The sequence below is a fragment of the Pseudoxanthomonas sp. F11 genome, from assembly GCF_037046485.1.
In the GTDB taxonomy this organism is placed as follows: domain Bacteria; phylum Pseudomonadota; class Gammaproteobacteria; order Xanthomonadales; family Xanthomonadaceae; genus Pseudoxanthomonas_A.
Map to the genome: position 1 here is coordinate 558083 of NZ_JBANLZ010000002.1, position 25774 is coordinate 583856.

The window sequence follows — 25774 nt, forward strand, 5'->3', positions numbered from 1 at the left end:
GCGGGCGACGGCACTGTGGTGGGGCCCGGCCCCGCTGACGCCGCGCCCCGGGTGACCTCTGGATCGCCGCACCCCACGTGCACCGATCCCTTCCGGACTTCTCCATGAGCACTTCCATCGCGGCCGCGGCTACCGCGCAGGACGACACCGGCAAGCGCACGCTGCTGGTCGGCTCGGTGATGCTGGCCACGCTGATGCAGGCGCTGGACACCACCATCGCCAACGTCGCGCTGCCGGACATGCAGGGCTCGCTGTCGGCCACCCAGGACCAGGTGTCGTGGGTGCTGACCAGCTACATCGTCGCTGCCGCGATCCTGACGCCGGTCACCGGCTGGCTGGCGGGGCGCCTCGGTCGCCGTCGCCTGCTCATCATCGCGGTCAGCGGCTTCACCGTTGCCTCGCTGCTGTGCGGCATCGCCACCGGCATCGGCGAGATGGTGCTGTTCCGCATCCTGCAGGGCGTGTTCGGCGCGTCGCTGGTACCGATCTCGCAGTCGCTGCTGCTCGATGCGTTCCCGAAGGAGAAGCACGGCGCCGCCATGGCCATGTGGGGCATGGGCATCATGGTCGGGCCCATCCTCGGGCCGCCGCTGGGTGGCTTCCTGACCCAGAACTACAGCTGGCACTGGGTGTTCCTGATCAACCTGCCCATCGGCATCCTGGCGCTGGTCGGCATCATGGCCAGCGTGAAGAAGGACGTGCTGCAGGAACGGAAGCTGGATGGCATCGGCCTGGGCCTGTTGGCGCTGGGTATCGGGGCGTTGCAGCTGTTCCTCGATCGCGGGCAGGGCGAGGACTGGTTCGGCAGCGTCGAGATCCAGATCGAGGCCGCGCTCGCCTTCCTGGCGCTGTACGCCTACGGGCTGTGGTGGTGGCGCAAGCGCGACAGCGCGCTGCTCGACCTGGGCCTGCTGAAGAACGCGAACTTCGCCGTCGGCTGTGCACTGATCTTCGTGGTCGGCATCGTGCTGTTCGCCACGCTGGCGCTGCTGCCGCCGTACCTGAGCACGCTGATGAACTACCCGGTGCTGACCATCGGCCTGGTGCTGGCCCCGCGCGGCGTGGGCACCATGTTCAGCATGATGGTGGTCGGCCGCTTGCTGGGCCGTATCGACGCGCGCTGGCCGATCCTGGTCGGCATGGGGTTGATGGTGTTCTCGCTGCACGGCATGACCCAGTTCGGACCGAATGCGTCGATGCACGCCATCATCTGGCTCGGCGTCATCCAGGGCATGGGCCTGGGCCTGGTGTTCGTACCGATCTCGACGGTCGCCTATGCCACGCTGGAGCCGCACCAGCGCACCGAGGCGGCGGGCCTTTTCAGCCTGGTGCGCAACATCGGCTCGTCGGTGGGCATCTCGGTGGTGATGACGATGCTGTCGCGCGCCATGCAGGTGAACCATGCCGAGATCGGCGCGCGCATTCCGGCCTTCGGCGCGGAGACCACGCTGCTGCCCGCGGCGATGAATCCGTCCACGGCCACCGGCCTGGCCTTGCTCAACGCTGAGGTCAACCGGCAGGCGGCGGCCATCGGCTACCTCAACGACTTCAAGCTGATGATGTTGCTCACGCTGGTGTCGATGCCGCTGGTGCTGCTGATGCGGGGTGGCAAGGCGCCGTCCGGCGGCAACGCAGGCGCCGACGCCGCCGCGGCGCACTGACATGCGGATCGAGGGCCTGCACCACGTCGCGATCATCGCGTCGGATTTTGCGCGGTCGAAACACTTCTACACCGAGGTGCTCGGCCTGCGCGTGGTCGCCGAGCACTATCGCGCGGAACGCGATTCCTGGAAGCTGGACCTCGCGTTGCCGGACGGCACGCAGGTCGAGCTGTTCTCGTTCCCGTCGCCGCCACCGCGCGTGTCGCGCCCCGAAGCCTGCGGCCTGCGCCACCTCGCCCTGCGCGTGGCCGATCTCGACGCCGCCGTCGCCCACCTGCACGCACAGAAGGTGGCTACGGAGCCGGTTCGCGTGGACGAGTACACCGGCCGCCGCTTCACCTTCTTCGCTGATCCAGACGACCTGCCGCTGGAGCTTTACGAGCAGTGAGGTTCTCACTGTAGGAGCAACGTCAGTCGCGACCGCAGGCCATCCATGTCGGGATCCCGCAGACAGCGCATCGTCCTGCCGCGCCCGGCTTGACCAAGGCTATGCGTGGCCGACGACATGCGGTCGCGACTGACGTCGCTCCTACAGGACTCCGCACAGGCGTGGATTCGCCCGCTTCGGCCTGCTAACGTGCGGGCCATTCACTGGGGGATGTCGGAATGTTCTGCAAGCAATGCGGCCAGCAACTGGTCGACGAGGCGGTCGTGTGCCCGCACTGTGGCGTGGCGACGGGCCACTTTCCGCAGGTGGTCGCGCAGGGGAAGAGCCGCACCAGCTTCATCCTGTTTGGCGCGCTGCTCGGTCTGATCGGCCTGCCGGGCATCCACAATTTCTATGCGGGCTACAACCAGAAGGGCCTGGTGCAGATCCTGGTCAGCGTGCTGTCGTGCTGGCTGTTGTGGATTCCCATGTACATCTGGACCATCGTGGAGATCTGCACGGTGACGGTCGACAGCGACGGCAAGCCGATGTACTGAGGCGTCACGTTGAGGAAGAAAATGTCATGAAGCCATCCGTCCCGTGCGTGGCCGGCCTGCTGCTGGCGCTGGCATCCGGCGTACATGCCGGAGAACTGGAGTGGCTGGCCGGCCATTGGTGTGGCCAGCGTGGCAAGACGTTCAGCGAGGAAACCTGGATGGCGCCGCGCGGCGGGCTGCTGGTCGGCATGCATCGCGATACGCGCGAGGGCAAGGCGATCGGTTTCGAGTTCATGCGCATCGCGCAACAGGAGGGACGCTGGGTATTCCTGGCGCAGCCCGGTGGCGGTGCGGTCACGGCGTTTCCCGCAGAGCACGTGGCACAGGATCGCGTGGTGTTCGCCAATCCTGCGCACGATTTCCCGAAGCGGGTGATCTATTCCCGGCCCGACGCCGATACGCTGCACGCGCGCGTGGACGACGGACGTGACGACGGCAAGGCGATGGAATGGACCTGGCGGCGCGATTGCGTCGCGCCGCCGAGGGAGTGAGCGTTACGGTTACGGCAGCGCGGCTTCGCCCAGCGAGGCCAGCCATTCGTCGTCCGAGCCTTCGTTGACGCCCTCGAACAGCGGCGTGGAGAAATAGCGCTCGCCGGTGTCCGGCAGCATCGCCAGCAGCACATCGCCGGGCTTGGCCTTCTGCGCGACCTGCAGCGCGGCCGCCACGGTGGCGCCGCCGGAAATGCCCACGAAGATGCCTTCCTCGGCCGCCAGGCGGCGCGCGGTGGCAATGGATTCCACGTCGGTGACCGGCAGGATCTCGTCGGCGACCTCGCGGTTCAGCACGTCCGGTACGAAGTCCGGCGTCCAGCCCTGGATCTTGTGCGGCTGCCATTCCTTGCCCTGCAGCAGCGACGCGCCCGCCGGCTCGGAGGCGGTGATGCGCACGTCCGGACGCGCGACCTTGAGCACTTCGCCCACGCCGGTGAGCGTACCGCCGGTGCCCCAGCCGGTAACGAAATGATCGAGCCGGCGGCCGGCGAAATCGCGCAGGATCTCCGCCGCCGTCGTCTGCCGGTGGTAGGCCGGGTTGGCCGGGTTGGCGAACTGGCGGGCGAGGAACCAGCCGTGCTGCTTGGCCAGTTCCTCGGCGCGCCGCACCATGCCGCTGCCGCGCTCGGCGGCGGGCGTCAGGATGACCTTGGCGCCATAGGCGCGCATCAGCTTGCGCCGTTCGATCGAGAAGGTCTCCACCATGGTGGCGACGAACTTGTAGCCGCGCGCGGCGGCCACCATCGCCAGCGCCACGCCCGTATTGCCGGAGGTCGCCTCGATGATGGTGTCGCCGGGCTTCAGCAGGCCCTTGGCTTCGGCATCCAGGACGATCGCCAGGGCCAGGCGGTCCTTCACCGAACCGCCGGGATTGAACGATTCCACCTTGGCGTACAGGGTGACGTGCTCGGGCGCGATGCGCTGCAGTTTCACGACCGGCGTGTGGCCGATGGTGTCCAGGATGCTGTCGTAAACGGCCATGGGGTCTCCGTGTGGCGTGAATCAGGCGGCCTGCAGTGTGGGCGCCGGAAGGTTGCGGGAATGTGTGGGCGCGGTGGCGCCGACCGGCGGTGCGCCGAACCAGTGCAGCGTGCCGGCCAGGGCCGCCACTTCGCCCAGGATCAGCAGGGCGGGCGAGCGTACCTGGTGAGAACGCGCCGTTTCCGGCAGATCGGCCAGGGTGCCGTTCAGCACGCGTTGTTCGCGCCGGGAGCCGTTCTCCACCAGCGCGAACGGCGTCGACGCCGCGCGGCCGTGCGAGATGAGGCGGTCGCGCAGGCCTTCCAGCCCCGCCACGCCCATGTACACGGCCAGCGTCTGCCGTTCCTGCGCCAGCGACTGCCAGTCGAGGGTGTCGAAAGAGTCCTTGCAGTGCGCGGTCACCAGCTTGACCGACTGCGCATGGTCGCGGTGCGTCAGCGGGATGCCCGCATAGGCCGCGCACGCCACGGCCGCGGTGATCCCCGGCACCACTTCATAGGGAATGCCGTGCGCGCGCAGGAATTCCAGTTCCTCGCCGCCGCGGCCGAACACGAACGGGTCGCCGCCCTTCAGCCGCACCACGCGGTGGCCGGCGCGTGCGTGTTCCAGCATCAGGCGGTGGATGTCGTCCTGCCGCGTGCTGTGGCCGCTGGCCGACTTGCCGACTTCGATATAGATCGCGTCACGGCGTCCGAGTCGCAGCACGTCCTCGCTGACCAGGCGGTCGTGCAGCACCACGTCGGCCTCGTTCATCGCGCGCAGCGCGTTGAGCGTCAGCAGGCCGGCGTCTCCCGGGCCCGCGCCCACGACCGCGACGGAACCGGTACGGGCCTGGGGCGTGGCTTCATCCAGCGTGGCAAGGAAGTGGTGCTCGGCCTGCGCATGGAGCTGCTGGCGGAACAGGCGCGGCAACGGCCCGGCGAGCACCTTCTCGAAGAAGCGACGGCGTTCGGCGGGGCGCGGGAAGCGCTGGCGGATGCGCTGGCGCTGCCGGGTGAACAGCTCGGCCAGCGAGGTCCAAGAATCGTCCAGCAGGGTCTCCAGCTGTCGGCGCAGGTGGCGCGCCAGCATCGGCGCACCGCCCCCGCTGGAAATGGCGACCTGCAGCGGGCCGCGTTCGACGATCGCGGGCACCTGGAAGCTGGACAGGGCGGCGTCGTCCACCACATTGGCCAGCATCCGGCGCGCTTCCGCGGCGACGGCCACCGCACGATTGACGGTGCGGTCGCCGGTGGCGGCGATCACCAGCCAGGCATCATCCAACTGCCCGGGAGCGAATACCGCCTGCAGCCACTCGATCCTGCCCGCCGCCCGCAGGCCGACCAGCGCAGGCGTCAGCGTCGGCGCCACGACCCGCACCCGCGCGCCAGTGCGGAGCAACGCCTCCGTCTTGCGCTCGGCGACGGCGCCGCCCCCCACGACCAGCACCTGGCGGCCTTGCAGGTCGGCGAACAGGGGAAACAGCGCAGCGGTCACGGGCAGGGTGGGCTGGAGTGGGCTGATGACCGTACTGCCGGGTCATGCCTGTCGGAAATGACATCCCGACAACATCATATGCCTTGCGGTTATAAGCGACGAAGGCTACGGTCCGGGGAAATCCACTACAGTCCAAGGCCCCTTCCGGTGGGCCGACGCGCGCCCTACGCCGATGACGCTGACCCAACTCCGCTACCTGGTGGCCATCGCCGACGCCGACCTGAACATCACGCTGGCGGCCGCGCGCGTGCATGCCACCCAGCCGGGCCTGTCCAAGCAGCTCAAGCAACTGGAGGATGAACTGGGCTTCCTGCTGTTCGTCCGCAAGGGCCGCAGCCTGGAGAGCGTCACGCCGGCCGGCCAGGAAGTGATCGAACGGGCGCGCCTGGTGCTGGCCGAGGCCAACAACATCCGCACCTATGCGGCCAACCAGCGCCGCGAGAGCCAGGGCCAGCTGGTGCTGGTGACCACCCACACGCAGGCGCGCTTCGTGCTGCCGCCGGCCATCGCGCAGATCAAGCGCGACTTCCCGCAGGTCAGCGTACACCTGCAGCAGGCGCCGGAAAGCACGGCGCTCGACCTGCTGACCCAGGGCGACGCCGACATGGCCGTGGTCAGCACCGCCGGCGACCCGCCGCAGGCCGGCATCGCCGTGCCGCTCTATCGCTGGCGACGACTGGTGCTGGTGCCGCGCGGACATGCGCTGGAACAGCTTGGCCGCGTGCCGGGCATGGCCGACTTGGCCGCGCAGCCGCTGATCAGCTACGAGTCCTCGACGCGACCGGGTTCGTCGCTGCAACGCGCGTTCGCCAAGGTCGGGCTGGCGCCGGACATCGCCCTGACCGCGCTCGACGCCGACCTGATCAAGACCTATGTCCGCGCCGGACTGGGCGTGGGCCTGCTGGCCGAGATGGCGGTCAGCGCCGCGGACACCGACCTGCGCGCATGGGCCGCGCCGGCGGAGGTGAAGGAGTGCATCGCCTGGGCCGTGCTGCCGCGCGAACGCGTGCTGCGCGATTACGCCCTGGACCTGGTGCGCGCGCTGGCACCGCAGATCGATCGCCGCGACCTGCGCCGGGTGATCGACGGCAACCAGGACCCGGACTGGCCCACGCCACCCACCTGGCAGGCGCTCACCCAGACCATCACCAGCTAGGTCCTGTAGTCCCCCGTTGGCGTGATTGACGCGCGCCTCTGCCCGCGCGACGCTGATGGCACTCTTCCGGGCATGTGTCGGCATCCCCATGAATCGTATTTCCAGGATGGTCGTGCGCATGTACGTGCCGGCGGCGGTGATCGCCGCCAGCGGGTTCGCCACGGCCGAAGCCGTCACCCGCAGCGGGCGCAGTTTCGGCGACGTCACGCCACAGCGTCTGGCCTCGCTGGCGTTCCTGCTGGCCATCCTGCTGGGCACCGCCTGGGCCCTGCACTCCACCTGGCGGCTCTACCGCTGGGCGCGCGGCCGTGAACTGCGCTGCGCCTGCGGCGGCATGATGTCGCGGGTGCGCTACAACCGGCAGCGGCAGAAGTACCGCAAATGCCTGGCGTGCGGCGGCAAGACGCTGGAAGGCGCGCATTGCGGCGGCACGTGAGGTGGCGGTTCGACCGTGCCGCGGCGGTGTGGACGCTGGGCCTGTTCGTGCTGCTCGTGCTGCTGGCGACCCTCGGTGCGGGACTGGGTTGGATACGCAGTTTCGTGGGCGATGTGCTCGCCGTCCTCTGGTTGCATGGCCTGCTCGCCAGTGCCATGTGGCTGCGTCCGCCGGTGCGTCCCCTGCTGGCGCTCGCCGTTGGGCTGGCCGTCGAGGCGGTGCAGTACGTCAATCAGCAGATGGGCTGGCAGGTGGCGTCGCCCGTGCTGCGCATCGTGCTGGGCAGCACGCCGGACTGGCTCGACGTGGTCGCCTACCTGATCGGTTTCGTGCTGGCGTGCCTGCTGGAGCGGCGCTTGCCGGGCAGGAAGTGATACTGTAGTGTCACTCGCATGCGCACCGAACTCGTCACCACGCTGAAGCGCCAGGCCACCGATCTGCTGGCCGATGTCGAACGGGATCGCGAGCCGATCCTGATCACGCAGCATGGATTGCCCAGCGCGTATCTCGTCGACGTGGAAACCTACGAAACGCTGTTGTCGCGCATGGCCGTGCTGGAAGGCATCGCGCGCGGCGAGCAGGCCGTCGCTGAAGGTCGGGCGGTCACCCATCCTCAAGCCAGGGACCGGCTTGCCAGATGGTTGAAATAGTCTGGTCGGAGCCGGCGCTCGCCGACCTCGACGCCATCGCCGACTACATCGCCCTGGACAACCGCGCGGCCGCCATCGAACTGGTCCGGCGCGTATTCGCTCATGTGGACCACCTGGCGGATCATCCCGATAGTGGCAGCCGACCTCCAGAGCTGAAGCGCGGCCGCTATCGCCAGATCGTCGAACCGCCATGCCGCGTGTTCTATCGATCGGAGCCGGGGCGCGTGCTGATCCTGCATGTCATGCGCAGCGAGCGATTGCTGCGGCCGGGCATGTTGCAAGTACGCAAACCGGGCAAGGCGCGCTGAATCGCGTCATGCCCCACAGGACGGCCCCATGCCGGCCTCCTTGGACACGCACTGCCGGAAGTCCTGCGGCAGACCATGGATCTCGTGCGTCTTGCCCGGCGCGAGGGTGAAGTCCTCCAGCGGCGTGCGCGCGCAGCTGGCCGGGTTCTCCCCTGGCGTGGCCGCCGGGCAGCGCTCCGTGTAGACGCGGTAGTGGCATTGCCCGCTCTCGCTGGCGAAGCACTCGAACGTGGCCACGCCTTCGCGCAAGGTCGTCTTGCTGAAGAGCGTGTCCACGCCGTTGGCGCTGCTGTGGTGGATGGTGGTGACGCTGGGCTTCTGGTTGCATCCTGCCAGGGCCAGCAGGCAGGACATCAGGGACGTGATGATGCGCATGGCGGTTCCTCGGGTTCCATTCGGCAAGGGCATGCCCACCACGGCGCGTGCGCGCCATGCCGGCGATGCTACGTTGGATGCCGCTCGGGGCGGCGGGGTTTACGTCGGCGCTACATGGTGCGGAACAGGCTCATGAAGGGCTGGCTGACGGTCAGCGTCTCCGGGCGGTTCTTCAGCTTCAGCCGGCCGCGGCCGGTGTCGTCGCGGCTGACCGAGGCCACGGCCTTCATGTTGACGATGGTGGAACGGTGGATCTGCTTGAAGGTGGCGGCGTCCAGCGCGTCCAGCAGTTCGCGCAGCGGCGTGCGTAGCAGCGACTCGCCCTCGGCCGTCATCACCGTGGTGTACTTGTTGTCGGCCTGGAAGTAGGCCACGTCGTCCACCATGATCAGCCGGGTGTCCTTGCCCGCGCTGGCGGTGATCCACACCAGCGGCGGCTTGGACGCCGGCATCTCGCGCGCGGACAGGTGGCGCAGCAGCGCTTCCAGGGTGGCGCCGTCGGGGTGCCCGGCCGCCGCGCGCGCCTGGATGCGTTGCACAGTGGCCAGCAGCCGTTCGCGCGTGATCGGCTTCAGCAGGTAGTCGATCGCGCCCTGCTCGAACGCGTCGATCGCGTACTGGTCGTAGGCGGTGACGAACACCACCTGCGTGCGCGGGCTGGCGTCAGCCAGGCCGCGCGCCACTTCGATGCCGGTGAGCCCCGGCATGCGGATGTCGAGGAAGGCCACATCCGGCTGCAGTTCGGCGATGGATTCCAGCGCACTGGCGCCGTCCTCGCATTCGGCCACGATCTGCAGCTGCGGCCAGGCCTCCTTCAGCAGCGAGGACAGCGCGGTGCGCAGCAGCTCCTCGTCTTCGGCGATCACGCCCCGGAAATTCATGCGGCACCGGCCTTGCCGTCCAGCGGCAGCGTCAGCGTGGCGGCGACGCCACTGGGGAAGTTGGAGACGATGGCGAACGAGGCCTCGCTGCCGAAGGTCAGGCGCAGGCGTTCGCGCAGGTTCTTCAGGCCGATGCCGGTGCCGGTGCTCTGGCCGCCGAAGCCCTGGCCGTCGTCGGCGACGGTGAGCGTGGCGTGGTCGTCGTGCCTGCGGGCGAGAATCCAGATGGTGCCGCCGCCGGTCTTCGGCTCCAGGCCGTGCTTGATGGCGTTCTCGACCAGCGTCTGCAGCATCATGGACGGCATCGGCACGGCCTTCAGCGCGTCCGGCACGTCGACCTGCACGTTGAGGCGGTTGCCCATGCGGATCTTCAGGATCTCCAGATAGGCCTGGGTACGTTCCAGCTCTTCGCCCAGCGTGGACAGCGTGTCTTCCGTGCGCGGCAGCGAACTGCGCAGGTACTGGATCAGGTGGCCCAGCATCACGTCGGCGCGTGGCGGGTCGGTGCGCGTCAGTACCTGTGCACTGGCCAGCGTGTTGTAGAGGAAGTGCGGTTCCACCTGCGCGTTGAGCAGGTTGAGGCGCGCCACGGTCAGTTCCTTCTCGCTGACGGTCTTCTCCACGTCGGCCTGCTCCTGGCGGCGCTGGTCGGCGACGCGGCGGGTGATGGCGCGGGTGACGGCCTCGACGTTCTCGACGTTCACGCCGTCGTCCAGCACGAACAGGTCGAGCCAGGCGCTCGCATCCGGGCCGACCATCAGGGTGATGCTGCTGGTGCCGTTGCCGGGCGTGACCGTGGCCTGCACCAGGTCGCGCTTCACCGCGAAGCGCGCCATGATGTTGAAACGCGAGGGCTGGCTGGGGCCGTCGAAGCTGTCCACCCGGCGCACCTTGACCCGCACCTGCAGGCTGTCGGGCGCGCTCTCGGGGTCTTCGGCGCGCGGCAGCTCACGCAGCGCGCCTTCGATCAGGGCAAAGGCCGCGGCGGTGTCCAGCGGCACTTCGATCTGCCGGCGTTGGCGGCTCGCCAGCGTGGTGCTGTCCAGGCGCCCGGTGATCAGCCAGATCCGGCGCAGGTGGCTGATCAGGCCGATCAGCACCGACAGCATCACCAGGGTCGAGGCGAGGTTGAAGAGCCACTCGGCCGCGCCCGACAGCATGGTCCGTTCGAAGATGCCGTTCCAGACGAAGCCCGCCATGAGCACGGCGACGAACCAGGCGATCAGGATGCGGACGATCAGGAGCAGGCTGGGAAACACGTCGGACACCGCGGCTTCGGGAGTGCCGTGGAGGATAACGGGCCCGTCCCGGGAGGGAAGGGGGGGCGCGACGGAGCCGGCGATGCGGCGACGAAACGGGGCGGTTCCGGCGCGAATCCGTCAGCCGCCCGGGCGCGCCATCAGACTTCCACGTGGATGCCGCACTCGCGCTTGAGGCCATTGAAGCGGGTGTCCTCCTCGCGCATGCCGGGCTCCCAGCGGCGCGTGGTGTGGAAATCGCCGATCGATACGTAGCCCTGCTCCCACAGCGGGTGGTAGGGCAGGTCGTGCTGCTTCATGTACTGCCAGACGTCGCGGTCGGTCCAGTCGACGATGGGATTGACCTTCCAGCGGGCCTCGCGCTGCTGCAGCACCGGGGCGTTCGCCCGGCTGGTGGATTGCGTGCGGCGCAGGCCGGTGAACCAGGTGCCCACGCCCAGCTCCTTCAACGCGCGCTTCATCGGCTCCACCTTGCGCAGGCTGTTGTACTGCTCGATGCCGACCAGTCCCTGTTCCCACAGGCGGCCGTGGCGGGCCTCCATCCAGGCGCGGCTGACCAGCGGACGGAACACCTGCAGGTTGAGCTTCAATCGCTCGGTCAGTTCGTCGGCGAAGCGGTAGGTCTCCGGGAACAGGTACCCGGTGTCGATCAGCACGACCGGGATGTCCGGCTTCTGCCGGGTGACCATGTGCAGCAGCACCGCCGCCTGCGCGCCGAAGCTGGAGGACATGGCGGCCTCGGCCGGCCCGTGCTTGAGCGCCCAGGCGACGCGCTGTTCGGCCGTCTGCGTTTCCAGCCAGGCGTTGTGCTCGGCGATCTGGTCGGTGTCCAGGGAAAGGGCGGGGGCGCTCATGCGTAAAGGTCCGGTACGATCTGTCGATGGGTGGGGTACGACGGCAGGGCGACCACGCCACTGCGGTGCAGGAAGTCGCCGAAGCCCTCGCCGCCTTCGCGTTCGCCGGCGTAGCGCGCGAACAGGCCATCGAGCGTGTCGAGGATGGCGGCCTCGTCGATGTTCTCGCGGTACAGCGTGTTGAGCCGCTGGCCGCGGGCATCGCCGCCGAGCATCAGGTTGTAGCGGCCCGGCGCCTTGCCGACGAGAGCGATCTCGGCGAGGTAGGGGCGCGAGCAGCCGTTCGGGCAGCCGGAGATGCGCAGCAGGATGGGGGCATCGCGCAGGCCGTGCTTGTCCAGCAACGGTTGCAGGCGGCCGGTGAAGTCGGGCAGGTAGCGTTCGGCTTCGGCCATCGCCAGGCCGCAGGTGGGCAAGGCCACGCAGGCCACGGCCGCGCGCTGCAGGGCGGTACCCAGGCGCTCACCGGCATCCAGTCCATGCGCCTTCACCAGCGCATCGATGCGTTCGCGTTCACTGGCGGGGACGCCGGCGATCACCAGGTTCTGGTTCGCCGTCATGCGGAATTCGCCCCGATGTACGTTGGCGATCTCGCGCAGGCCGGTCAGGTGCGTGGCGTGCGCGGTATCGGCGATGCGGCCGGCGAACAGGTGCAGGGTCAGGTGCCAGCGACCGTCTTCGCCCTCCACCCAGCCGTAGCGGTCGCCGTTGTGCTCGAAGCGGAACCCGCGTGCCGGTTGCAGCGTCACGCCGCTGCGGCGTTCGATCTCGCCGACGACCGTGTCCAGGCCATGGTCGTCGATGGTGTACTTGAAGCGCGCGCGCTTGCGCTGTTCGCGGTTGCCGAGGTCGCGCTGGGTGGTGACGACGGCCGTGGCGACCTCGAGCAGTTGGTCCGGGGTGATGAAGCCGACCACGTTGCCGACGCGCGGGTAGGTTTCGGCGTCGCCGTGGGTCGCGCCCATGCCGCCGCCGATCACCAGGTTGAAGCCGGCGAGTACGCCGTCTTCGAGAATGGCGATGAAGCCCAGGTCGTTGGCGAACACGTCCACATCGTTGACCGGCGGGACCGCGAAACCGACCTTGAACTTGCGCGGCAGATAGGTGGCGCCGTAGATGGGCTCCTCCTCCTCGCCACTGCCGGCCACGCGCTCCTCGTCCAGCCAGATCTCGTAGTAGGCGCGCGTGTTGGGCAGCAGGTGCTCGGACAGCTTCGCGGCCCAGGCCTGCACGTCGGCATGCGCGCGCGACTCCAGCGGGTTGGCGGCCACCAGCACGTTGCGGTTCACGTCACCGCAGGCGGCCAGCGTGTCGATCAGCGCGGCGTTGATGGCCTGCATCGTCGCCTTCAGTTCACGCTTGATCACGCCATGGAACTGGAAGGCCTGGCGCGTGGTGATGCGCAGCGAGTGGTTGGCGTACCGGGTGGCGATGGCGTCCAGCTTCAGCCACTGCGCCGGCGTGACCACGCCGCCGGGCGTGCGCGTGCGGATCATGAACTGGTACGCCGGCTCCAGCTTCTGCCGGCGGCGCTCGTCGCGCAGGTCGCGGTCGTCCTGCTGGTAGCTGCCGTGGTACTTGATCAGGGTCTGGTCCGATTCGCGCAGTGCGCCGGTGACCGGATCGGCCAGGCTGTCGAGCAGGCTGCCGCGCAGGCGATGGCTTTCGGATTTGATGTCTTCGACGGAATGGTTGCTCATCGGTGTTCCACTGTAGGAGCGACGTCAGTCGCGACCGGAAGGCTGCAGGTCGCGACTGACGTCGCTCCTACAAGGCATGGTCGTCAGTACACGTCGCGGCTATAGCGCCCCTCCGTCTGCAGGTTCACCAGGTAGTCGCGCGCGGCGTCCTCATCCAGCCCGCCGTGCTCCGCGACGATGGCCTGCAAGGCCGCGTGCACGTCCTTGCCCATGCCGATGGCGCCGCACACATACAGGTGCGCGCCGTTCTGCAGCCAGTCGTAGACTTCGCGGCCGCGCTCGCGCAGGCGGTCCTGCACGTAGATCTTGCGGGCCTGGTCGCGCGAGAAGGCCAGGTCCAGGCGGTGCAGTTCGCCGCTGCGCAGCGCGTCCTGCCATTCGCTCTGGTAGAAGAAGCCGTGGTTGAAGTGCTGGGCGCCGAAGAACAGCCAGTTGCGGCCGCGCGCGCCGGTCTCGGCGCGCTCCTGCACGAAACCGCGGAACGGCGCCACGCCGGTTCCAGGGCCGATCATCAGGATGTCGCGGTTACCGTCGGCCGGGACACGGAAGCGTTCGTTGGCCTCGATGTACACCGGCACCTGGTCGCCTTCCTCGCGTGCGGCAAGGAAGCCGCTGGCGGCACCGCTGTGCGCATGGCCGAAGGCGTCGTAGCCCAATACATCGACGGTCAGGTGCGCTTCTTCGCCGACGCGCTTGCGGCTGGAGGCGATCGAGTACAGGCGCGGCGCGAGCGGGCGCAGCGCGGCGACCAGCTCCTGCGCGGACCAGCCGGCCGGCCAGCGGCGCAGCACATCGATCAGCTGGTGCGTGTTGAACAGCTGTGCCAGCGCGGCGTTCTGCGCCGGCGCGAGCAGAGCGTTCAGTTCATCGGCCTGCGCATGTGCCGCATGCGTGGCCAGGAACGGGCGCGACAGTCGGGTCAGTTCGCGGCGCGCGGCCAGCCACTCGCGCAGCGGCAGGGTGTCGCCGCCGTCGCTGACCGCGGTCTCGCCGTCGAGTCTCAACGCCTCCAGCACGCCATCGACCAGTGCGGCCGGATTGCGGTGGCGCACGCCGAGAGCATCGCCGGGTTCGTACTGCAGGCCGCTGCCGTCCAGCGACAGCTCGATATGGCGCACGTCCTTGTCGGCAGCGCCGTGCTGGCCGAAGCGCGGCCCCTTGAAGTCGCGGCCGCTGATGCGCTGGTTGAGCAGCAGTTCGGCCGGGAAGGGGTGTTCGTGCGACCACGTGCCGGCATGGCCCGGACGCAGCGGGGTGACGGTCGCCAACGTGGCCGGGGCGGTCGCCGGTGTTTTCAGCAGGTCCCGGGCGTGGTTCAGCGCCTGCTCGCGCCAAGGGGTGGCGACCGTCTCGATGTCGAGGTCGGCGAGCCCGGCGGCGAACAGCCGGCTGCCGCCGAGTTCGGCCAGGCGTGCATCCAGCCGCGACGCGATGCCGCAGAAGTCGGCATAGCTGGAATCGCCCAGGCCGAGCACGGCGTACTTCAGTTCCGGCAGCTTCGGCGCGCGCTTGCCACGCAGGAATTCGACCAGGCCGATGCTGTCGTCCGGCGGATCGCCTTCGCCCTGGGTGCTGATGACGACGTAGAGCAGGCGCTCGCTGGCCAGTTCGCGCTGCGGGTAGGCGTCGGCGCGTAGCAGGCGGACCGACAGGCCAGCGGCTTCGGCCTGCTGCGACAGGCCCTCGGCGACACGGCGGGCATTGCCGGTCTGACTGCCGTAGACGATGGTCAGGCGCTGCGCGGCCTGCGTGCCGATGGCAGGGGCGATCGCTTTCGGCAACGTGGTGGCCGAGGCAGCCTGCGGTGCCAGCTGGGCCTGCGCCAGGCCGGCGGCGTAGCCGGAGACCCACCACAGGCTGGCGCCATCCAGGCCGGTCACTGCCTGGGCCAGCAGCGCCCGCCGCTCCTCCGCAAGGGGGATGGGGGCAAGGACAGGCTGGGTGGCGGACATCGGCATGGCCCGTGGGCGCGACTGGGACGGTCGATGTTAGGAACCCGTTCCCGCGGGCAGAAAGGACGCCTGGTTATGGGCTTATGTCGCCCGCTTATTTCGCCGGCATGCGCCCGCGGCCGAATACTGGCGGCCCTGCCGGCCATCAAGCGAAGCCCTGTTAGGCTAGCGCGTCCGGATTCCACCCCTGCCGCGCCCTTCGATGACCGCCGTACACCGCCTGTCCCACCTCGACCGCCTGGAAGCGGAAAGCATCCACATCCTCAGGGAAGTCGCTGCCGAGTTCCGCAACCCGGTGCTGCTGTATTCGGTGGGCAAGGACAGTTCGGTGCTGCTGCACCTGCTGCTGAAGGCGTTCGCGCCCGCCCGGCCGCCGATCCCGCTGCTGCACGTGGACACGCGCTGGAAGTTCCGCGAGATGATCGCCTTCCGCGACCGGCGCGCGGCCGAGACCGGTGTGGACCTGCGCGTGCACATCAACCCGGACGGCATCGCCCGCGACATCGGTCCGATCACCCACGGCGCCACCGTCCATACCGACGTGATGAAGACCCAGGGTCTGAAGCAGGCGCTGGACCACTACCGCTTCGATGCGGCGATCGGCGGCGCCCGTCGCGACGAGGAGAAATCGCGCGCCAAGGAGCGCGTGTTCTCGTTCCGCAACGACAGGCACCGCTGGGACCCGAAGAACCAGCGTCCGGAACTGTGGAACCTCTACAACGCCCGCATCAACACCGGCGAGAGCGTGCGCGTGTTCCCGCTGTCGAACTGGACCGAGCTGGACATCTGGCTCTACATCTACCGCGAGAACATCCCGGTGGTGCCGCTGTACTTCGCCGCCGAGCGGCCGGTGGTCGAACGCGACGGCGCGCTGCTGATGGTCGACGACGAACGCCTGCCGCTGCACGAGGGCGAAGTGCCGCAGCAGCGGCGCGTGCGCTTCCGCACGCTGGGCTGCTACCCGCTGACCGGTGCCATCGACTCCGACGCCGACTCGCTGGAGAAGATCATCGCCGAGATGCTGGTGACCACCAGCTCCGAGCGCCAGGGCCGGGTGATCGACCACGACCCCGGGGCGTCGATGGAGAAGAAGAAGCTGGAGGGGTATTTCTGATGTACATCCCTTCGCCGTCGTCCCAGCGAACGCTGGGACCCATTTTGACGTTCGCGCGATCGATGGCACTTGCCTGGGCTCCCTGCAAGATCAAGATGGATCCCAGCGTTCGCTGGGATGACGATACGGGTGTGGAATTGACGCGCATGAAGACGATGCCGGTGGTCGCCGCATGAATACCGCGAGCGACATCGCCACTTACCTCAAGCAGCACGAAGCCAAGCCGCTGCTGCGCTTCATCACCTGCGGCAGCGTGGACGACGGCAAGAGCACGCTGATCGGCCGCCTGCTGTACGACAGCAAGCGGCTGTTCGACGATCAGTTGGCCGCGCTGGAGAAGGACAGCCGCAGGCACGGCACCCAGGGGGAGCGCATCGATTACGCGCTGCTGCTGGATGGTCTGGCCGCCGAACGCGAGCAGGGCATCACCATCGACGTGGCCTACCGCTACTTCGACACGGACAAGCGCAAGTTCATCGTCGCCGACTGCCCCGGGCACGAGCAGTACACGCGCAACATGGCCACCGGTGCATCCACCGCCGACCTGGCGGTGGTGCTGGTCGATGCACGCAAGGGCCTGCTGACGCAGACGCACCGGCACAGCTACATCGTCTCGCTGCTCGGCATCCGCCACGTGGTGCTGGCGGTGAACAAGATGGACCTGGTCGATTTCGACGAAGCGGTGTTCGCGCGCATCGCCACCGACTACCGCGCGCTGGCCCGGCGCCTCGGTATCGCCGAGGTCACCTGCATCCCGCTGTCGGCGCTGGAAGGCGACAACCTGTCCTCGCGCTCCACGCGCACGCCCTGGTACGACGGGCCCGCGCTGCTGGAGCACCTGGAACAGGTGCAGGTGGACGCGCAGGAGGGCGGCGGCAGCCTGCGCCTGCCCGTGCAGTGGGTGAACCGTCCGCACCAGAATTTCCGTGGCTATGCCGGCACCCTCGCGGCCGGCGAGGTGAAGCCCGGCGACGAGGTCATCGTGCTGCCGTCGGCGCGCCGTTCGCGCGTGAGCCGCGTGCTCGATGCCGAGGGCGACGTCGCATCCGCGACCGCAGGACAGGCGGTGACGCTGACCCTGGCCGACGAGATCGACATCAGCCGCGGCGACGTGATCGCCGCCGCGGGCGATCCCCCCGAAGTCGCCGACCAGTTCGCCGCCCACCTGCTGTGGATGTCCGACGCGCCGCTGCTGCCGGGACGGCCCTACTGGCTGAAGATCGGCGCGCGTACCGTGTCCGCGACGGTCACCGAGATCAAGCACCGCGTCGACGTGAACACCCAGGAGCACCTGGCCGCCAAGCGGCTGGAACTCAACGAAGTGGGCTACTGCAATCTCAGCCTGGATGAGCCCATTCCCTTCGAGGCCTACGCGCGCAACCGCACACTGGGCGGTTTCATCCTGATCGACCGCTACGACAACGGCACCGCCGCGGCGGGCACGCTGGACTTCGCCCTGCGGCGCGCGGGCAACGTGCATTGGCAGCATGTCGATGTCGACAAGGCCGCGCGTGCGCGCCAGAAGGGGCAGGTGCCGAAGGTCCTGTGGTTCACCGGCCTGTCCGGCGCGGGCAAGTCCACCATCGCCAACCTGGTCGACAAGCGCCTGCATGCGCTGGGCTACCACAGCTTCCTGCTCGACGGCGACAACGTGCGCCATGGCCTGAACCGCGATCTGGGCTTCACCGACGAGGACCGTGTGGAGAACATCCGCCGCGTCGCCGAGGTGGCCAAGTTGATGACCGACGCCGGCCTGATCGTGCTGGTCAGCTTCATCTCGCCGTTCCGTGCCGAGCGCCGGATGGCGCGCGCGCGGTTCGATGCCGGCGAGTTCGTCGAGGTGTTCGTCGACGTGCCGCTGGTCGTGGCCGAAGCCCGCGACGTGAAGGGCCTGTACAGGAAAGCGAGGGCCGGCCTGATCCCCAACTTCACCGGCATCGATTCCCCGTACGAAGCGCCGGAGCATCCCGAACTGCACCTGGATGCCGGCGCGAGCGATCCCGAAGCGATGGCGCTGCAGGTGCTGGCCCATCTGGGACTGGACTGACCGCGCAGGCCCGCAAGGGTCATTGGTCATGGTCAGGCGTGTCCACCGCACGCCCTTCGGCGCGTTTCCAGCACGCACCGCCGCATCCGCACCAGCGCGGGCTGCGTAGGCTCGCTAAACTGCGTGGATAACGAAGATTACGGGATGATGCATGCTCAGCCGATCCGGATTCCGCTGCTTCGCAGCCTGCCTGCCGTTCCTGTTGCTCGCCGCGTGCGGCGGGAAGGAGCCGCAGGCGAAGGCGAACGGCAGTGCGGCCGAGCGCCCGATTCCGGTGACCACGCGCGTGGTGCAGCCGTCGGCGTGGAACGACACGCTGCAGGCATTGGGTACCGCGAAGGCGCGTGAATCCGTCACCCTGACCGCCAAGGTCAGCGAGATCGTGCAGGACGTGCACTTCGAAAGCGGCCAGCAGGTCCAGGCGGGCCAGGTCCTGGTCACGCTGAAGGGCGATGCCGCACAGGCCGCGCTGGTGCAGGCCGAGGCGACCTATGCCGAAGCCGAGCGTCTCTACCGTCGGCAGAAGGAGCTGGCCGACCAGCAGCTGATCGCGCGCTCGCAGTTGGATACCCAGCTGGCGCTGCGCGACGCCGCCGCTGCGCGCGTGCGCCAGGCGCGCGCCGACATCGCCGACCGCAGCGTGCGTGCGCCTTTCGCCGGCGTGCTGGGCATCCGCCAGGTGAGCCCCGGCTCGCTGATCACCGCCAACAGCACCATCGCCACGCTGGATGACGTCTCGCGCATGTACGTGGATTTCCAGGTGCCGGAAGCGGCCCTCGCCTCGGTCGCCATCGGCAACGCCGTCACCGCCACGGCGACCGCCTACCCGGGCGAGACCTTCCAGGGTCGAGTCGAGACGATCGACGCGCGCATCGACCCTGCCACCCGCGCGGTGACCGTACGCGCCGTGTTCGCCAACGACGACCGCAGGCTGCGCCCCGGCATGCTGATGGACGTGCGTCTGTTCCGTCCCGAGCGGCAGGCGCTGGTGATCCCCGAGATCGCGGTGGTGCAGGTGGGGCGCGATTCGTTCGTGTACCGGGTGAAGGCCGACGGCAGCGTCGAGCAGGCGCCGGTGACCGTGGGCGTGCGCCGCGACGGCCAGGCCGAGATCGCCGAAGGCATCGCCGCCGGTGAGCGCATCGTCATCGACGGCACCGGCAAGCTGCGGCCGGGCGTGAAGGTGGCCGATGCCGCGCCGACGGCCCCGGCAAAGCAGGCTGCGCCGGCCGCCGACGACCAGGGCTGAGCGCCATGAAACTCTCCGACCTGTCGATCAAGCGGCCCGTCTTCGCGGCGGTGATCAGCCTGCTGCTGGTCGTGCTGGGCGTGATGTCGTTCCTGCGCCTGACGCTGCGAGAACTGCCGAACATCGACCCGCCCATCGTATCGGTGGAGGTCAACTATCCCGGCGCGTCCGCGGCCGTGGTGGAGACGCGCATCACCCAGATCCTCGAGGACGGCCTGTCCGGCATCGAGGGCATCAAGACCATCCAGTCGAGCAGCCGCAACGGCCGCTCCGACGTGACCATCGAGTTCAACCTCAGCCGCGACATCGAGGCCGCTGCCAACGATGTGCGCGACCGCGTCAGTCGGGTGATGGACCGCATGCCCGAAGAGGCCGACCCGCCGGAGATCTCCAAGGTCGAAGCCGACGCGGACGTGATCATCTGGCTGAACATGCGTTCCACCGTTATGGACACGATGGAGCTGACCGACTACGCCGACCGCTACGTGCTGGACCGCCTGTCCGCGCTGGACGGCGTGGCGCGGGTACAGCTGGGCGGCGGCCAGCGCTACGCGATGCGCATCTGGCTGGACCGCGAAGCGATGGCGGCGCGCGGCATCACCACCGGTGACGTCGAAACCGCACTCCGCGCGCAGAACGTGGAACTGCCGGCCGGCCGCATCGAATCGAAGACGCGCGATTTCACTCTGCGCGTGGAGCGCGGCTACCAGCGTCCGGAGCAGTTCGCGCAGCTGCCGTTGCGCAAGGGCGCGGACGGGTACGTGGTGCGGCTGGGCGACGTGGCGCAGGTGGAACTGGGCCCGGAAGAACGCCGCTCCTACCTGCGCAGCAACGGCGTCCCCAACGTGGGGCTGGGCATCGTCCGCACCTCCACCGCCAATGCGCTGGATGTCGCCCGCGCGGCGCGCGCCGAGGCGGAGGTGATCCAGAAGACCCTGCCCGAAGGCACCGAGATCTTCATCGCCTACGACAGCACCACCTTCATCGAGGCCTCCATCGAGCGCGTGTACTGGACGCTGGGCGAGGCGATGGTGCTGGTGTTCCTGGTCATCTGGTTGTTCCTCGGCAGCCTGCGCGCGGCCCTGATCCCGGCGGTGACCGTGCCGGTGTGCCTGGTGGCGGCCTTCATCGCGCTTTATGCCTTCGGCTTTTCGATCAACCTGCTGACGTTGCTGGCGCTGGTGCTGTGCATCGGCCTGGTCGTCGACGATGCCATCGTGGTGCTGGAGAACGTGCAGCGGCGCGCCGACCTGGGCGAGCCGCCGCTGGTCGCCGCGCGCCGCGGTACGGCGCAGGTGGCGTTCGCCGTGATCGCGACCACCGCCGTGCTGGTGGCGGTGTTCCTGCCAGTGGGCTTCATGGAAGGCAACACCGGTCGCCTGTTCCGCGAACTGTCGGTGGCGCTGGCGGCGGCCGTGGCCATCTCGGCCTTCGTCGCGCTGACGCTCACGCCGATGATGTCGTCCAAGCTGGTGCGCCCGCACACCGAACCGCGCGGGCTGAATGCGTGGACCAACCGCACCCTCCACCGCGTCAGCACCGGGTATGGCCGGCAGGTGGAGCGCCTGGTGGGCCTGAGTGGCAGGCGCATCCTCGGCCTGGTGCTGCTGGCGATGGCGTTGTGCGGCGTGGCGATCGTCGTGCTGGGGCTGCGCGTGCCCAGCGAGCTGGCGCCGGCGGAGGATCGCGGCCGCTTCTTCGTGATGGTGGACGGCCCCGAAGGCGCCGGCTTCGACTACATGGTCGGACAGATGCAGCAGGTCGAGAAAATCGTGCTGGCGCAGGTGGGCGAAGGCAAGCCGGTGGACCGCGCCAACTCGCGCACGCCCCGCGGCTTCGGCGGCAGCGAGGACATGCACACCGGCCAGGTGATCGTGTTCCTGCAGGACTGGCGCGCGCGCGACATGGCCACCGACGACGTGGTGAAGCAGCTCCGCAGCGAATTCGCCAAGCTGCCCGGCGTGCAGGCCCGCGCCAACGTGCCGGGTGGTCTGGTCGGCAGCCGCGGCCAGCGCTACCAGCTGGTGCTGGGTGGGCCGGACTACGCCGAGCTGGCGCAGTGGCGCGACCGCATCCTGCAACGGATGGAGTCCAATCCCGGCATCCAGGATCCGGATTCGGACTACAAGGAAACACGTCCGCAGATGCGGGTGAACATCGACCGCGACCGTGCTGCCGACCTCGGCGTGTCGGTGCAGGAGATCGGCCGGACCCTGGAAACGATGATGGGTTCGCGCCAGGTGACCACCTACGTGGACAGCGGCGAGGAATACGACGTCATGCTGCAGGCCGGTCGCGAGCAGCGCGCCAACCCCGAGGACCTGGCGAACACCTATGTGCGCGGCCGCGACGATGCGCTCATCCCGCTGTCCAACCTGGTGACGCTCAGCGAGATCGCCGAGCCCGGCACCTTCAACCGCTTCAACCGGCTGCGCGCCATCACCATCAGCGCAGGGCTGGCCCCCGGCTATTCGATGGGCGAGGCGCTGGAGTGGACGCGGCAGGTGGTGGACGAGGAGCTGCCCGACTACGCGCAGATCGACTGGAAGGGCGAATCGCGCGAGTACCAGGAGGCCGGTGGCGCGATCCTGCTGACCTTCACCCTGGCGCTGCTGATCGTCTACCTGGTGCTGGCCGCCCAGTTCGAGAGCTTCATCCATCCGCTGGTGATCATGCTGACCGTGCCGCTGGCGGTGCTGGGTGCGCTGATCGGCCTGTGGGTGACGGGCGGCACGCTGAACCTCTTCAGCCAGATCGGCATCGTCATGCTGATCGGGCTGGCGGCGAAGAACGGCATCCTGATCGTGGAATTCGCCAACCAGCTGCGCGACGACGGCGCCAGCGTGGCGCAGGCCATCGCCGAATCCGCCCGCGTGCGCTTGCGCCCGATCCTGATGACCTCGGTCGCCACCGTCGTCGGTGCGGTGCCGCTGGTGCTGGCCGGCGGGCCGGGATCGGCCAGCCGCGCCACCATCGGCATCGTGGTGATCTTCGGCGTGACCTTCTCCACGCTGCTCTCGCTGTACGTGGTGCCGGCGTTCTACGCGCTGCTGGCCCCGTTCACGCGTTCGCCGGAAGCGGTGGCGCATGAACTGGGCAAGCTGGAGGCGGAAACGCCCTCCGTCGGCGGCCATGGCTGAGGCCGGTGCGCGCCCGCATGCGGACGTGCGCATCGCGGGCGACGGGTTCCTGCTGCGCGCTTGGCGGCAGGAGGATCTGGAGGCCCTGCTGCGCCATGCCGACGATCCGCAGGTGCCACGCGGCCTGAGCGACCGCTTCCCGCATCCTTACACGCGCGCCGACGGCGAGGCGTTCCTTGCCGGTCGCGTGGTCGACTTCGGTCACCCCGTGTTCGCCATCGAGATCGAAGGCGAGGCCTGCGGCGGCATCGCGGCGCGCCCCCACGCGGGCGAGAGGGCGCACAGTGCGGAACTGGGCTACTGGCTCGGGCGACAGCACTGGGGCCGAGGCCACATGACGCGCGTGGTCGCCGCGTACCTGGGCTGGGTGGTCCCTGCGCTCCAACTGGTCAGGGTCGAGGCCAATGTGCTGGACACCCATCCAGCCTCGGCGCGGGTGCTGGAAAAGAACGGCTTCGCCGAGGAAGGCTGCCGGCGGGCCGCGATCCGCAAGCCGGACGGCCTGCACGATGTGAGGCTGTTCGGACGGGTCTGGCCCGGCTGAGACATGCGCGGGGGACTGCGCAGCGGCGCGTGTTGCGGTTATCTTGCAGGGACCCGGTGGCGCGCCTGCGCCGCCTTCCCGTATCCCAGCGCACGCACGAACGACGGAGACGCATCCCCGTGGAAGCCCTTTTCAACTGGTTGAACGGCATCATCTGGAGCAATGCGCTGATCGCGCTGTGCCTGGGTGCCGGCCTGTGGTTCACCCTCCGCACCCGCGTGATGCAGGTGCGCGGTTTCGCCGAGATGTGCCGGCTGACCGTGACCGGGCAGAAGTCGGACGCCGGCGTGTCCTCGTTCCAGGCCCTGGCCATCTCGATGGCCGGCCGCATGGGCATCGGCAACATCGCCGGCGTCGCCACGGCGATCGCCTACGGCGGCCCCGGTGCGGTGTTCTGGATGTGGGTGATGGGCTTCCTGGGCGCGTCGACCTCGTACATCGAATGCACGCTGGCGCAGATCTACAAGGAAAAGGACGCCGAAGGGCGCTACCGCGGCGGTCCGGCCTACTACATCGAGAAGGCGATGGGCCTGAAGTGGTATGCGGTGACGTTCGCCGTGGCCACCGTCATCGCCACCGGCCTGCTGTTGCCGGGCGTGCAGGCCAACGCCATCGCCGACAGCGCCAGCAACGTCCTGTGCGGCGCGGGCGCCTGCGAGGCGGTCGGTGGCGCCGGCGCGCTGAAGCTGTGGATCGGCCTGGGCGTGGCGGCGGTGCTGGCGCTGATCATCTTCGGCGGCATCAAGCGCATTGCCACCTTCGCCGAGGTCGTGGTGCCGTTCATGGCGCTGGCCTTCATCCTGATGGCGGTGATCGTGATGATCGCCAATGCCGGCAAGGTGCCGGCGATGTTCGCCGACATTTTCTCCAGCGCGTTCGGCGCGCACGCGGCTTTCGGTGCCATCATCGGCCAGGCCATCGCCTGGGGCGTGAAGCGCGGCATCTACGCCAACGAGGCCGGCCAGGGCACCGGCCCGCACGCCGCGGCGGCCGCCGAGGTCTCGCACCCGGCCAAGCAGGGTTACGTGCAGGCCTTCGCCATCTACTTCGACACCATGCTGGTGTGCACCTCGACGGCGTTTCTGCTGCTGTCCACGGGCATGTACAACACGTTCAAGACCGTGACCGAGAACGGCAAGGAAACGCTGGTCGAGATATTCTCCGGCGTGCCCGGCCTGCAGCCCTCCGAGGGTGCGCAGTTCACCCAGGCGGCGGTGGAATCGGTACTGCCGGGGTGGGGTGCGGGCTTCGTGGCGCTGGCGCTGTTCTTCTTCGCCTTCACCACCATCATGGCCTATTACTACATGGCCGAAACCAACCTGACCTACCTGGCCGGGGTGAAGAAGACCCATCCGCTGGCGACCCTGCTGCTGCGCCTGGGCATCGTGGGCATGGTGGTGTTCGGCGCGTACCACAATGCCGCGATGGCCTGGACGCTGGGCGACATCGGCGTGGGCCTGATGGCGTGGCTGAACGTCATCGCCATCCTGATCCTGCAGAAGCCCGCACTGATCGCGCTGCGCGACTACGAGCGGCAGAAGAAGCTGGGCGTGGATCCGGTGTTCGATCCGGACGCGCTGGGCATCCGCAATGCCCACTTCTGGAAGAGGCAGGCCTGAGGTGGGCAATCCCTGGAACAACCGTCCGCCGCGTCCGCCCGGTGCCCAGGATCGGCGGCGGCCGCCGCGTGCGCAGGACGAGCGTCCCGCGCGCGAGCAGGCGTCACGGGACGACCGCATCGCGAGTGCGGCGCGCAGCGAGTTGCGACTGTATGGGCTGAACGCCGTGCATGCGGTGTTCTCGCGCCGCCCGGAGGCCATCCGCAAGGTCTACCTGACCGAATCGCGTATTCCGGCGTTGAAGCCATTGCTGGCGTGGTGCGTCAAGCAGCGTGTCGGCTATCGCGTGGTGGAGGAGGGCGATCTGGACCGCCTGGCCGCCAGCACGCATCACGAAGGCGTGGTGGCGGACGTCCTGAAGGTCGAGCCGCTGCTGATGGGCGACTGGCTGCGCGCGCTGCCCGAAGGCAAGCCCGTGGCCGCGCTGTGGTTGGACGGCGTGGGCAATCCGCACAACTTCGGCGCGATCCTGCGCTCGGCCGCGCACTTCGGCGTGGCCGGCATCCTGCTGCCGCGCGAGTCGACGCTGGCGATCTCCGGTGCGGCCGCACGCGTGGCAGAGGGGGGCGCCGAACAGGTGCCGCTGGTGCGCGTGGGACAGGCCGACAATGCGGCCGCGCAACTGCGCAATGCAGGGTTCTCGCTGGCTGCCACCGTCGTGCGTGGGGGCGATGACCTGTTCGCGGCGAAGCTGCCGCCGCGGCTGGTATACGTGATGGGGGCGGAGGGCGAGGGCATGGATGCGCGCCTGGCCGAGGCCTGCGACCTGCGCCTGTCGATTCCCGGGAGCGGTGCGGTCGAGAGCCTCAATGTCGCCGCGGCGACCGCGGTGTTCCTGGCGCAGTGGAAGCAGCGTCTGTAGAGCGGAGCCTGCTCCGCTGCTGGGACCTGCGGGCCCCTGTAGGAGCGCCCCATGGGCGCGATGCTCTTCTGTCGGTCACCTGAAACGCATCG

At 68.8% G+C, this 25774-nt stretch carries 24 protein-coding genes; 16 read left to right on the top strand and 8 right to left on the bottom strand.

The annotated features are described in order from the left end of the window. The first annotated feature begins 104 nt into the window (after positions 1-104). From V8246_RS08400 to V8246_RS08415, 4 genes are all read left to right on the top strand, one after another. Complete coding sequence (locus V8246_RS08400) at positions 105-1661, top strand: MDR family MFS transporter (protein ID WP_336188759.1); 1557 nt, start codon at positions 105-107, stop codon at positions 1659-1661. Position 1662: 1 nt separating this feature from the next. Then, a complete protein-coding gene (locus V8246_RS08405; RefSeq protein WP_336188760.1) occupies positions 1663-2049 on the top strand; it encodes a VOC family protein in 387 nt (128 codons plus the stop codon). A 218-nt stretch (positions 2050-2267) separates the two neighbouring features. Continuing rightward, a complete protein-coding gene (locus V8246_RS08410) occupies positions 2268-2585 on the top strand; it encodes a zinc ribbon domain-containing protein (RefSeq protein ID WP_162108441.1) in 318 nt (105 codons plus the stop codon). A gap of 26 nt (positions 2586-2611) precedes the next feature. Then, the gene (locus tag V8246_RS08415) at positions 2612-3076 is read left to right on the top strand and encodes a DUF6265 family protein (RefSeq protein ID WP_336188761.1); all 465 of its coding nucleotides are present in this window, start codon (positions 2612-2614) and stop codon (positions 3074-3076) included. A gap of 9 nt (positions 3077-3085) precedes the next feature. Here the strand turns inward: V8246_RS08415 and cysK are convergent, their stop codons facing one another. Together cysK and cysG are read right to left on the bottom strand one after the other, a co-directional pair. Next, complete coding sequence (gene cysK / locus V8246_RS08420) at positions 3086-4060, bottom strand: cysteine synthase A (RefSeq protein ID WP_162108439.1); 975 nt, start codon at positions 4058-4060, stop codon at positions 3086-3088. A 21-nt stretch (positions 4061-4081) separates the two neighbouring features. After that, complete coding sequence (cysG, locus tag V8246_RS08425) at positions 4082-5536, bottom strand: siroheme synthase CysG (RefSeq protein WP_336188762.1); 1455 nt, start codon at positions 5534-5536, stop codon at positions 4082-4084. 172 nt (positions 5537-5708) lie between these two features. Between cysG and V8246_RS08430 the strand changes: the two genes are divergently transcribed. The 5 genes from V8246_RS08430 (at position 5709) to V8246_RS08450 (ending at position 8086) form a co-directional block, all read left to right on the top strand. Continuing rightward, a complete protein-coding gene (locus V8246_RS08430) occupies positions 5709-6692 on the top strand; it encodes a LysR family transcriptional regulator (RefSeq protein ID WP_313495019.1) in 984 nt (327 codons plus the stop codon). Positions 6693-6780: 88 nt separating this feature from the next. Continuing rightward, positions 6781-7128 carry a hypothetical protein gene (locus tag V8246_RS08435; RefSeq protein WP_336188763.1) on the top strand — a complete coding sequence of 116 codons (348 nt, stop codon included), beginning with the start codon at positions 6781-6783 and terminating at the stop codon, positions 7126-7128. Further along, positions 7125-7502: a DUF2809 domain-containing protein gene (locus V8246_RS08440; protein WP_313495016.1), complete on the top strand. Its 378-nt coding sequence runs from the start codon at positions 7125-7127 to the stop codon at positions 7500-7502. The genes V8246_RS08435 and V8246_RS08440 overlap by 4 nt, the downstream gene beginning before the upstream one ends. An 18-nt stretch (positions 7503-7520) precedes the next feature. Next, positions 7521-7778, top strand: coding sequence for a type II toxin-antitoxin system Phd/YefM family antitoxin (locus V8246_RS08445; RefSeq protein WP_185894129.1), 258 nt, complete (start codon positions 7521-7523; stop codon positions 7776-7778). Further along, positions 7766-8086 (top strand): type II toxin-antitoxin system RelE/ParE family toxin, encoded by a 321-nt coding sequence (locus V8246_RS08450; RefSeq protein ID WP_185894128.1) that lies wholly within the window; start codon positions 7766-7768, stop codon positions 8084-8086. Before V8246_RS08445 ends, V8246_RS08450 begins: the two co-directional genes overlap by 13 nt. Before the next feature lie 6 nt (positions 8087-8092). On the opposite strand, the gene V8246_RS08455 is transcribed toward V8246_RS08450, so the two are convergent. The 6 genes from V8246_RS08455 to V8246_RS08480 all read right to left on the bottom strand — a co-directional run bounded on the left by V8246_RS08455 (position 8093) and on the right by V8246_RS08480 (position 15107). After that, on the bottom strand, positions 8093-8461 hold the full coding sequence (locus V8246_RS08455) for a hypothetical protein (protein ID WP_336188764.1): 369 nt from the start codon (positions 8459-8461) through the stop codon (positions 8093-8095). Between the two features lie 110 nt (positions 8462-8571). Then, complete coding sequence (locus tag V8246_RS08460) at positions 8572-9342, bottom strand: LytTR family DNA-binding domain-containing protein (RefSeq protein WP_185894126.1); 771 nt, start codon at positions 9340-9342, stop codon at positions 8572-8574. Further along, positions 9339-10601: a histidine kinase gene (locus V8246_RS08465; RefSeq protein ID WP_185897074.1), complete on the bottom strand. Its 1263-nt coding sequence runs from the start codon at positions 10599-10601 to the stop codon at positions 9339-9341. The genes V8246_RS08460 and V8246_RS08465 overlap by 4 nt, the downstream gene beginning before the upstream one ends. A gap of 140 nt (positions 10602-10741) precedes the next feature. Beyond that, a complete protein-coding gene (locus V8246_RS08470) occupies positions 10742-11455 on the bottom strand; it encodes a phosphoadenylyl-sulfate reductase (protein WP_162108432.1) in 714 nt (237 codons plus the stop codon). Then, positions 11452-13155, bottom strand: a complete 1704-nt coding sequence (gene cysI, locus V8246_RS08475) for an assimilatory sulfite reductase (NADPH) hemoprotein subunit (RefSeq protein WP_336188765.1) — start codon at positions 13153-13155, stop codon at positions 11452-11454. The genes V8246_RS08470 and cysI overlap by 4 nt, the downstream gene beginning before the upstream one ends. Positions 13156-13238: 83 nt before the next feature. Then, on the bottom strand, positions 13239-15107 hold the full coding sequence (locus V8246_RS08480; protein WP_336189077.1) for an assimilatory sulfite reductase (NADPH) flavoprotein subunit: 1869 nt from the start codon (positions 15105-15107) through the stop codon (positions 13239-13241). Positions 15108-15309: 202 nt separating this feature from the next. On the opposite strand from V8246_RS08480, the gene cysD reads away from it, so the two are divergent. The 7 genes from cysD to V8246_RS08515 all read left to right on the top strand — a co-directional run bounded on the left by cysD (position 15310) and on the right by V8246_RS08515 (position 25682). Further along, positions 15310-16221 carry a sulfate adenylyltransferase subunit CysD gene (gene cysD / locus V8246_RS08485; protein ID WP_336188766.1) on the top strand — a complete coding sequence of 304 codons (912 nt, stop codon included), beginning with the start codon at positions 15310-15312 and terminating at the stop codon, positions 16219-16221. A gap of 172 nt (positions 16222-16393) precedes the next feature. Next, positions 16394-18268 carry a sulfate adenylyltransferase subunit CysN gene (gene cysN / locus V8246_RS08490; RefSeq protein ID WP_336188767.1) on the top strand — a complete coding sequence of 625 codons (1875 nt, stop codon included), beginning with the start codon at positions 16394-16396 and terminating at the stop codon, positions 18266-18268. Between the two features lie 151 nt (positions 18269-18419). After that, complete coding sequence (locus tag V8246_RS08495; protein WP_336188768.1) at positions 18420-19517, top strand: efflux RND transporter periplasmic adaptor subunit; 1098 nt, start codon at positions 18420-18422, stop codon at positions 19515-19517. A 5-nt stretch (positions 19518-19522) separates the two neighbouring features. Then, positions 19523-22657: an efflux RND transporter permease subunit gene (locus V8246_RS08500; protein WP_336188769.1), complete on the top strand. Its 3135-nt coding sequence runs from the start codon at positions 19523-19525 to the stop codon at positions 22655-22657. After that, positions 22650-23201, top strand: coding sequence for a GNAT family N-acetyltransferase (locus V8246_RS08505; RefSeq protein WP_336188770.1), 552 nt, complete (start codon positions 22650-22652; stop codon positions 23199-23201). The genes V8246_RS08500 and V8246_RS08505 overlap by 8 nt, the downstream gene beginning before the upstream one ends. 119 nt (positions 23202-23320) lie before the next feature. Continuing rightward, entirely contained in the window at positions 23321-24820 is a 1500-nt protein-coding gene (locus tag V8246_RS08510) for an alanine/glycine:cation symporter family protein (protein ID WP_185894119.1), read from the top strand. A 1-nt stretch (position 24821) separates the two neighbouring features. Continuing rightward, positions 24822-25682 carry a TrmH family RNA methyltransferase gene (locus V8246_RS08515; RefSeq protein WP_336188771.1) on the top strand — a complete coding sequence of 287 codons (861 nt, stop codon included), beginning with the start codon at positions 24822-24824 and terminating at the stop codon, positions 25680-25682. Positions 25683-25774 lie beyond the last annotated feature (92 nt).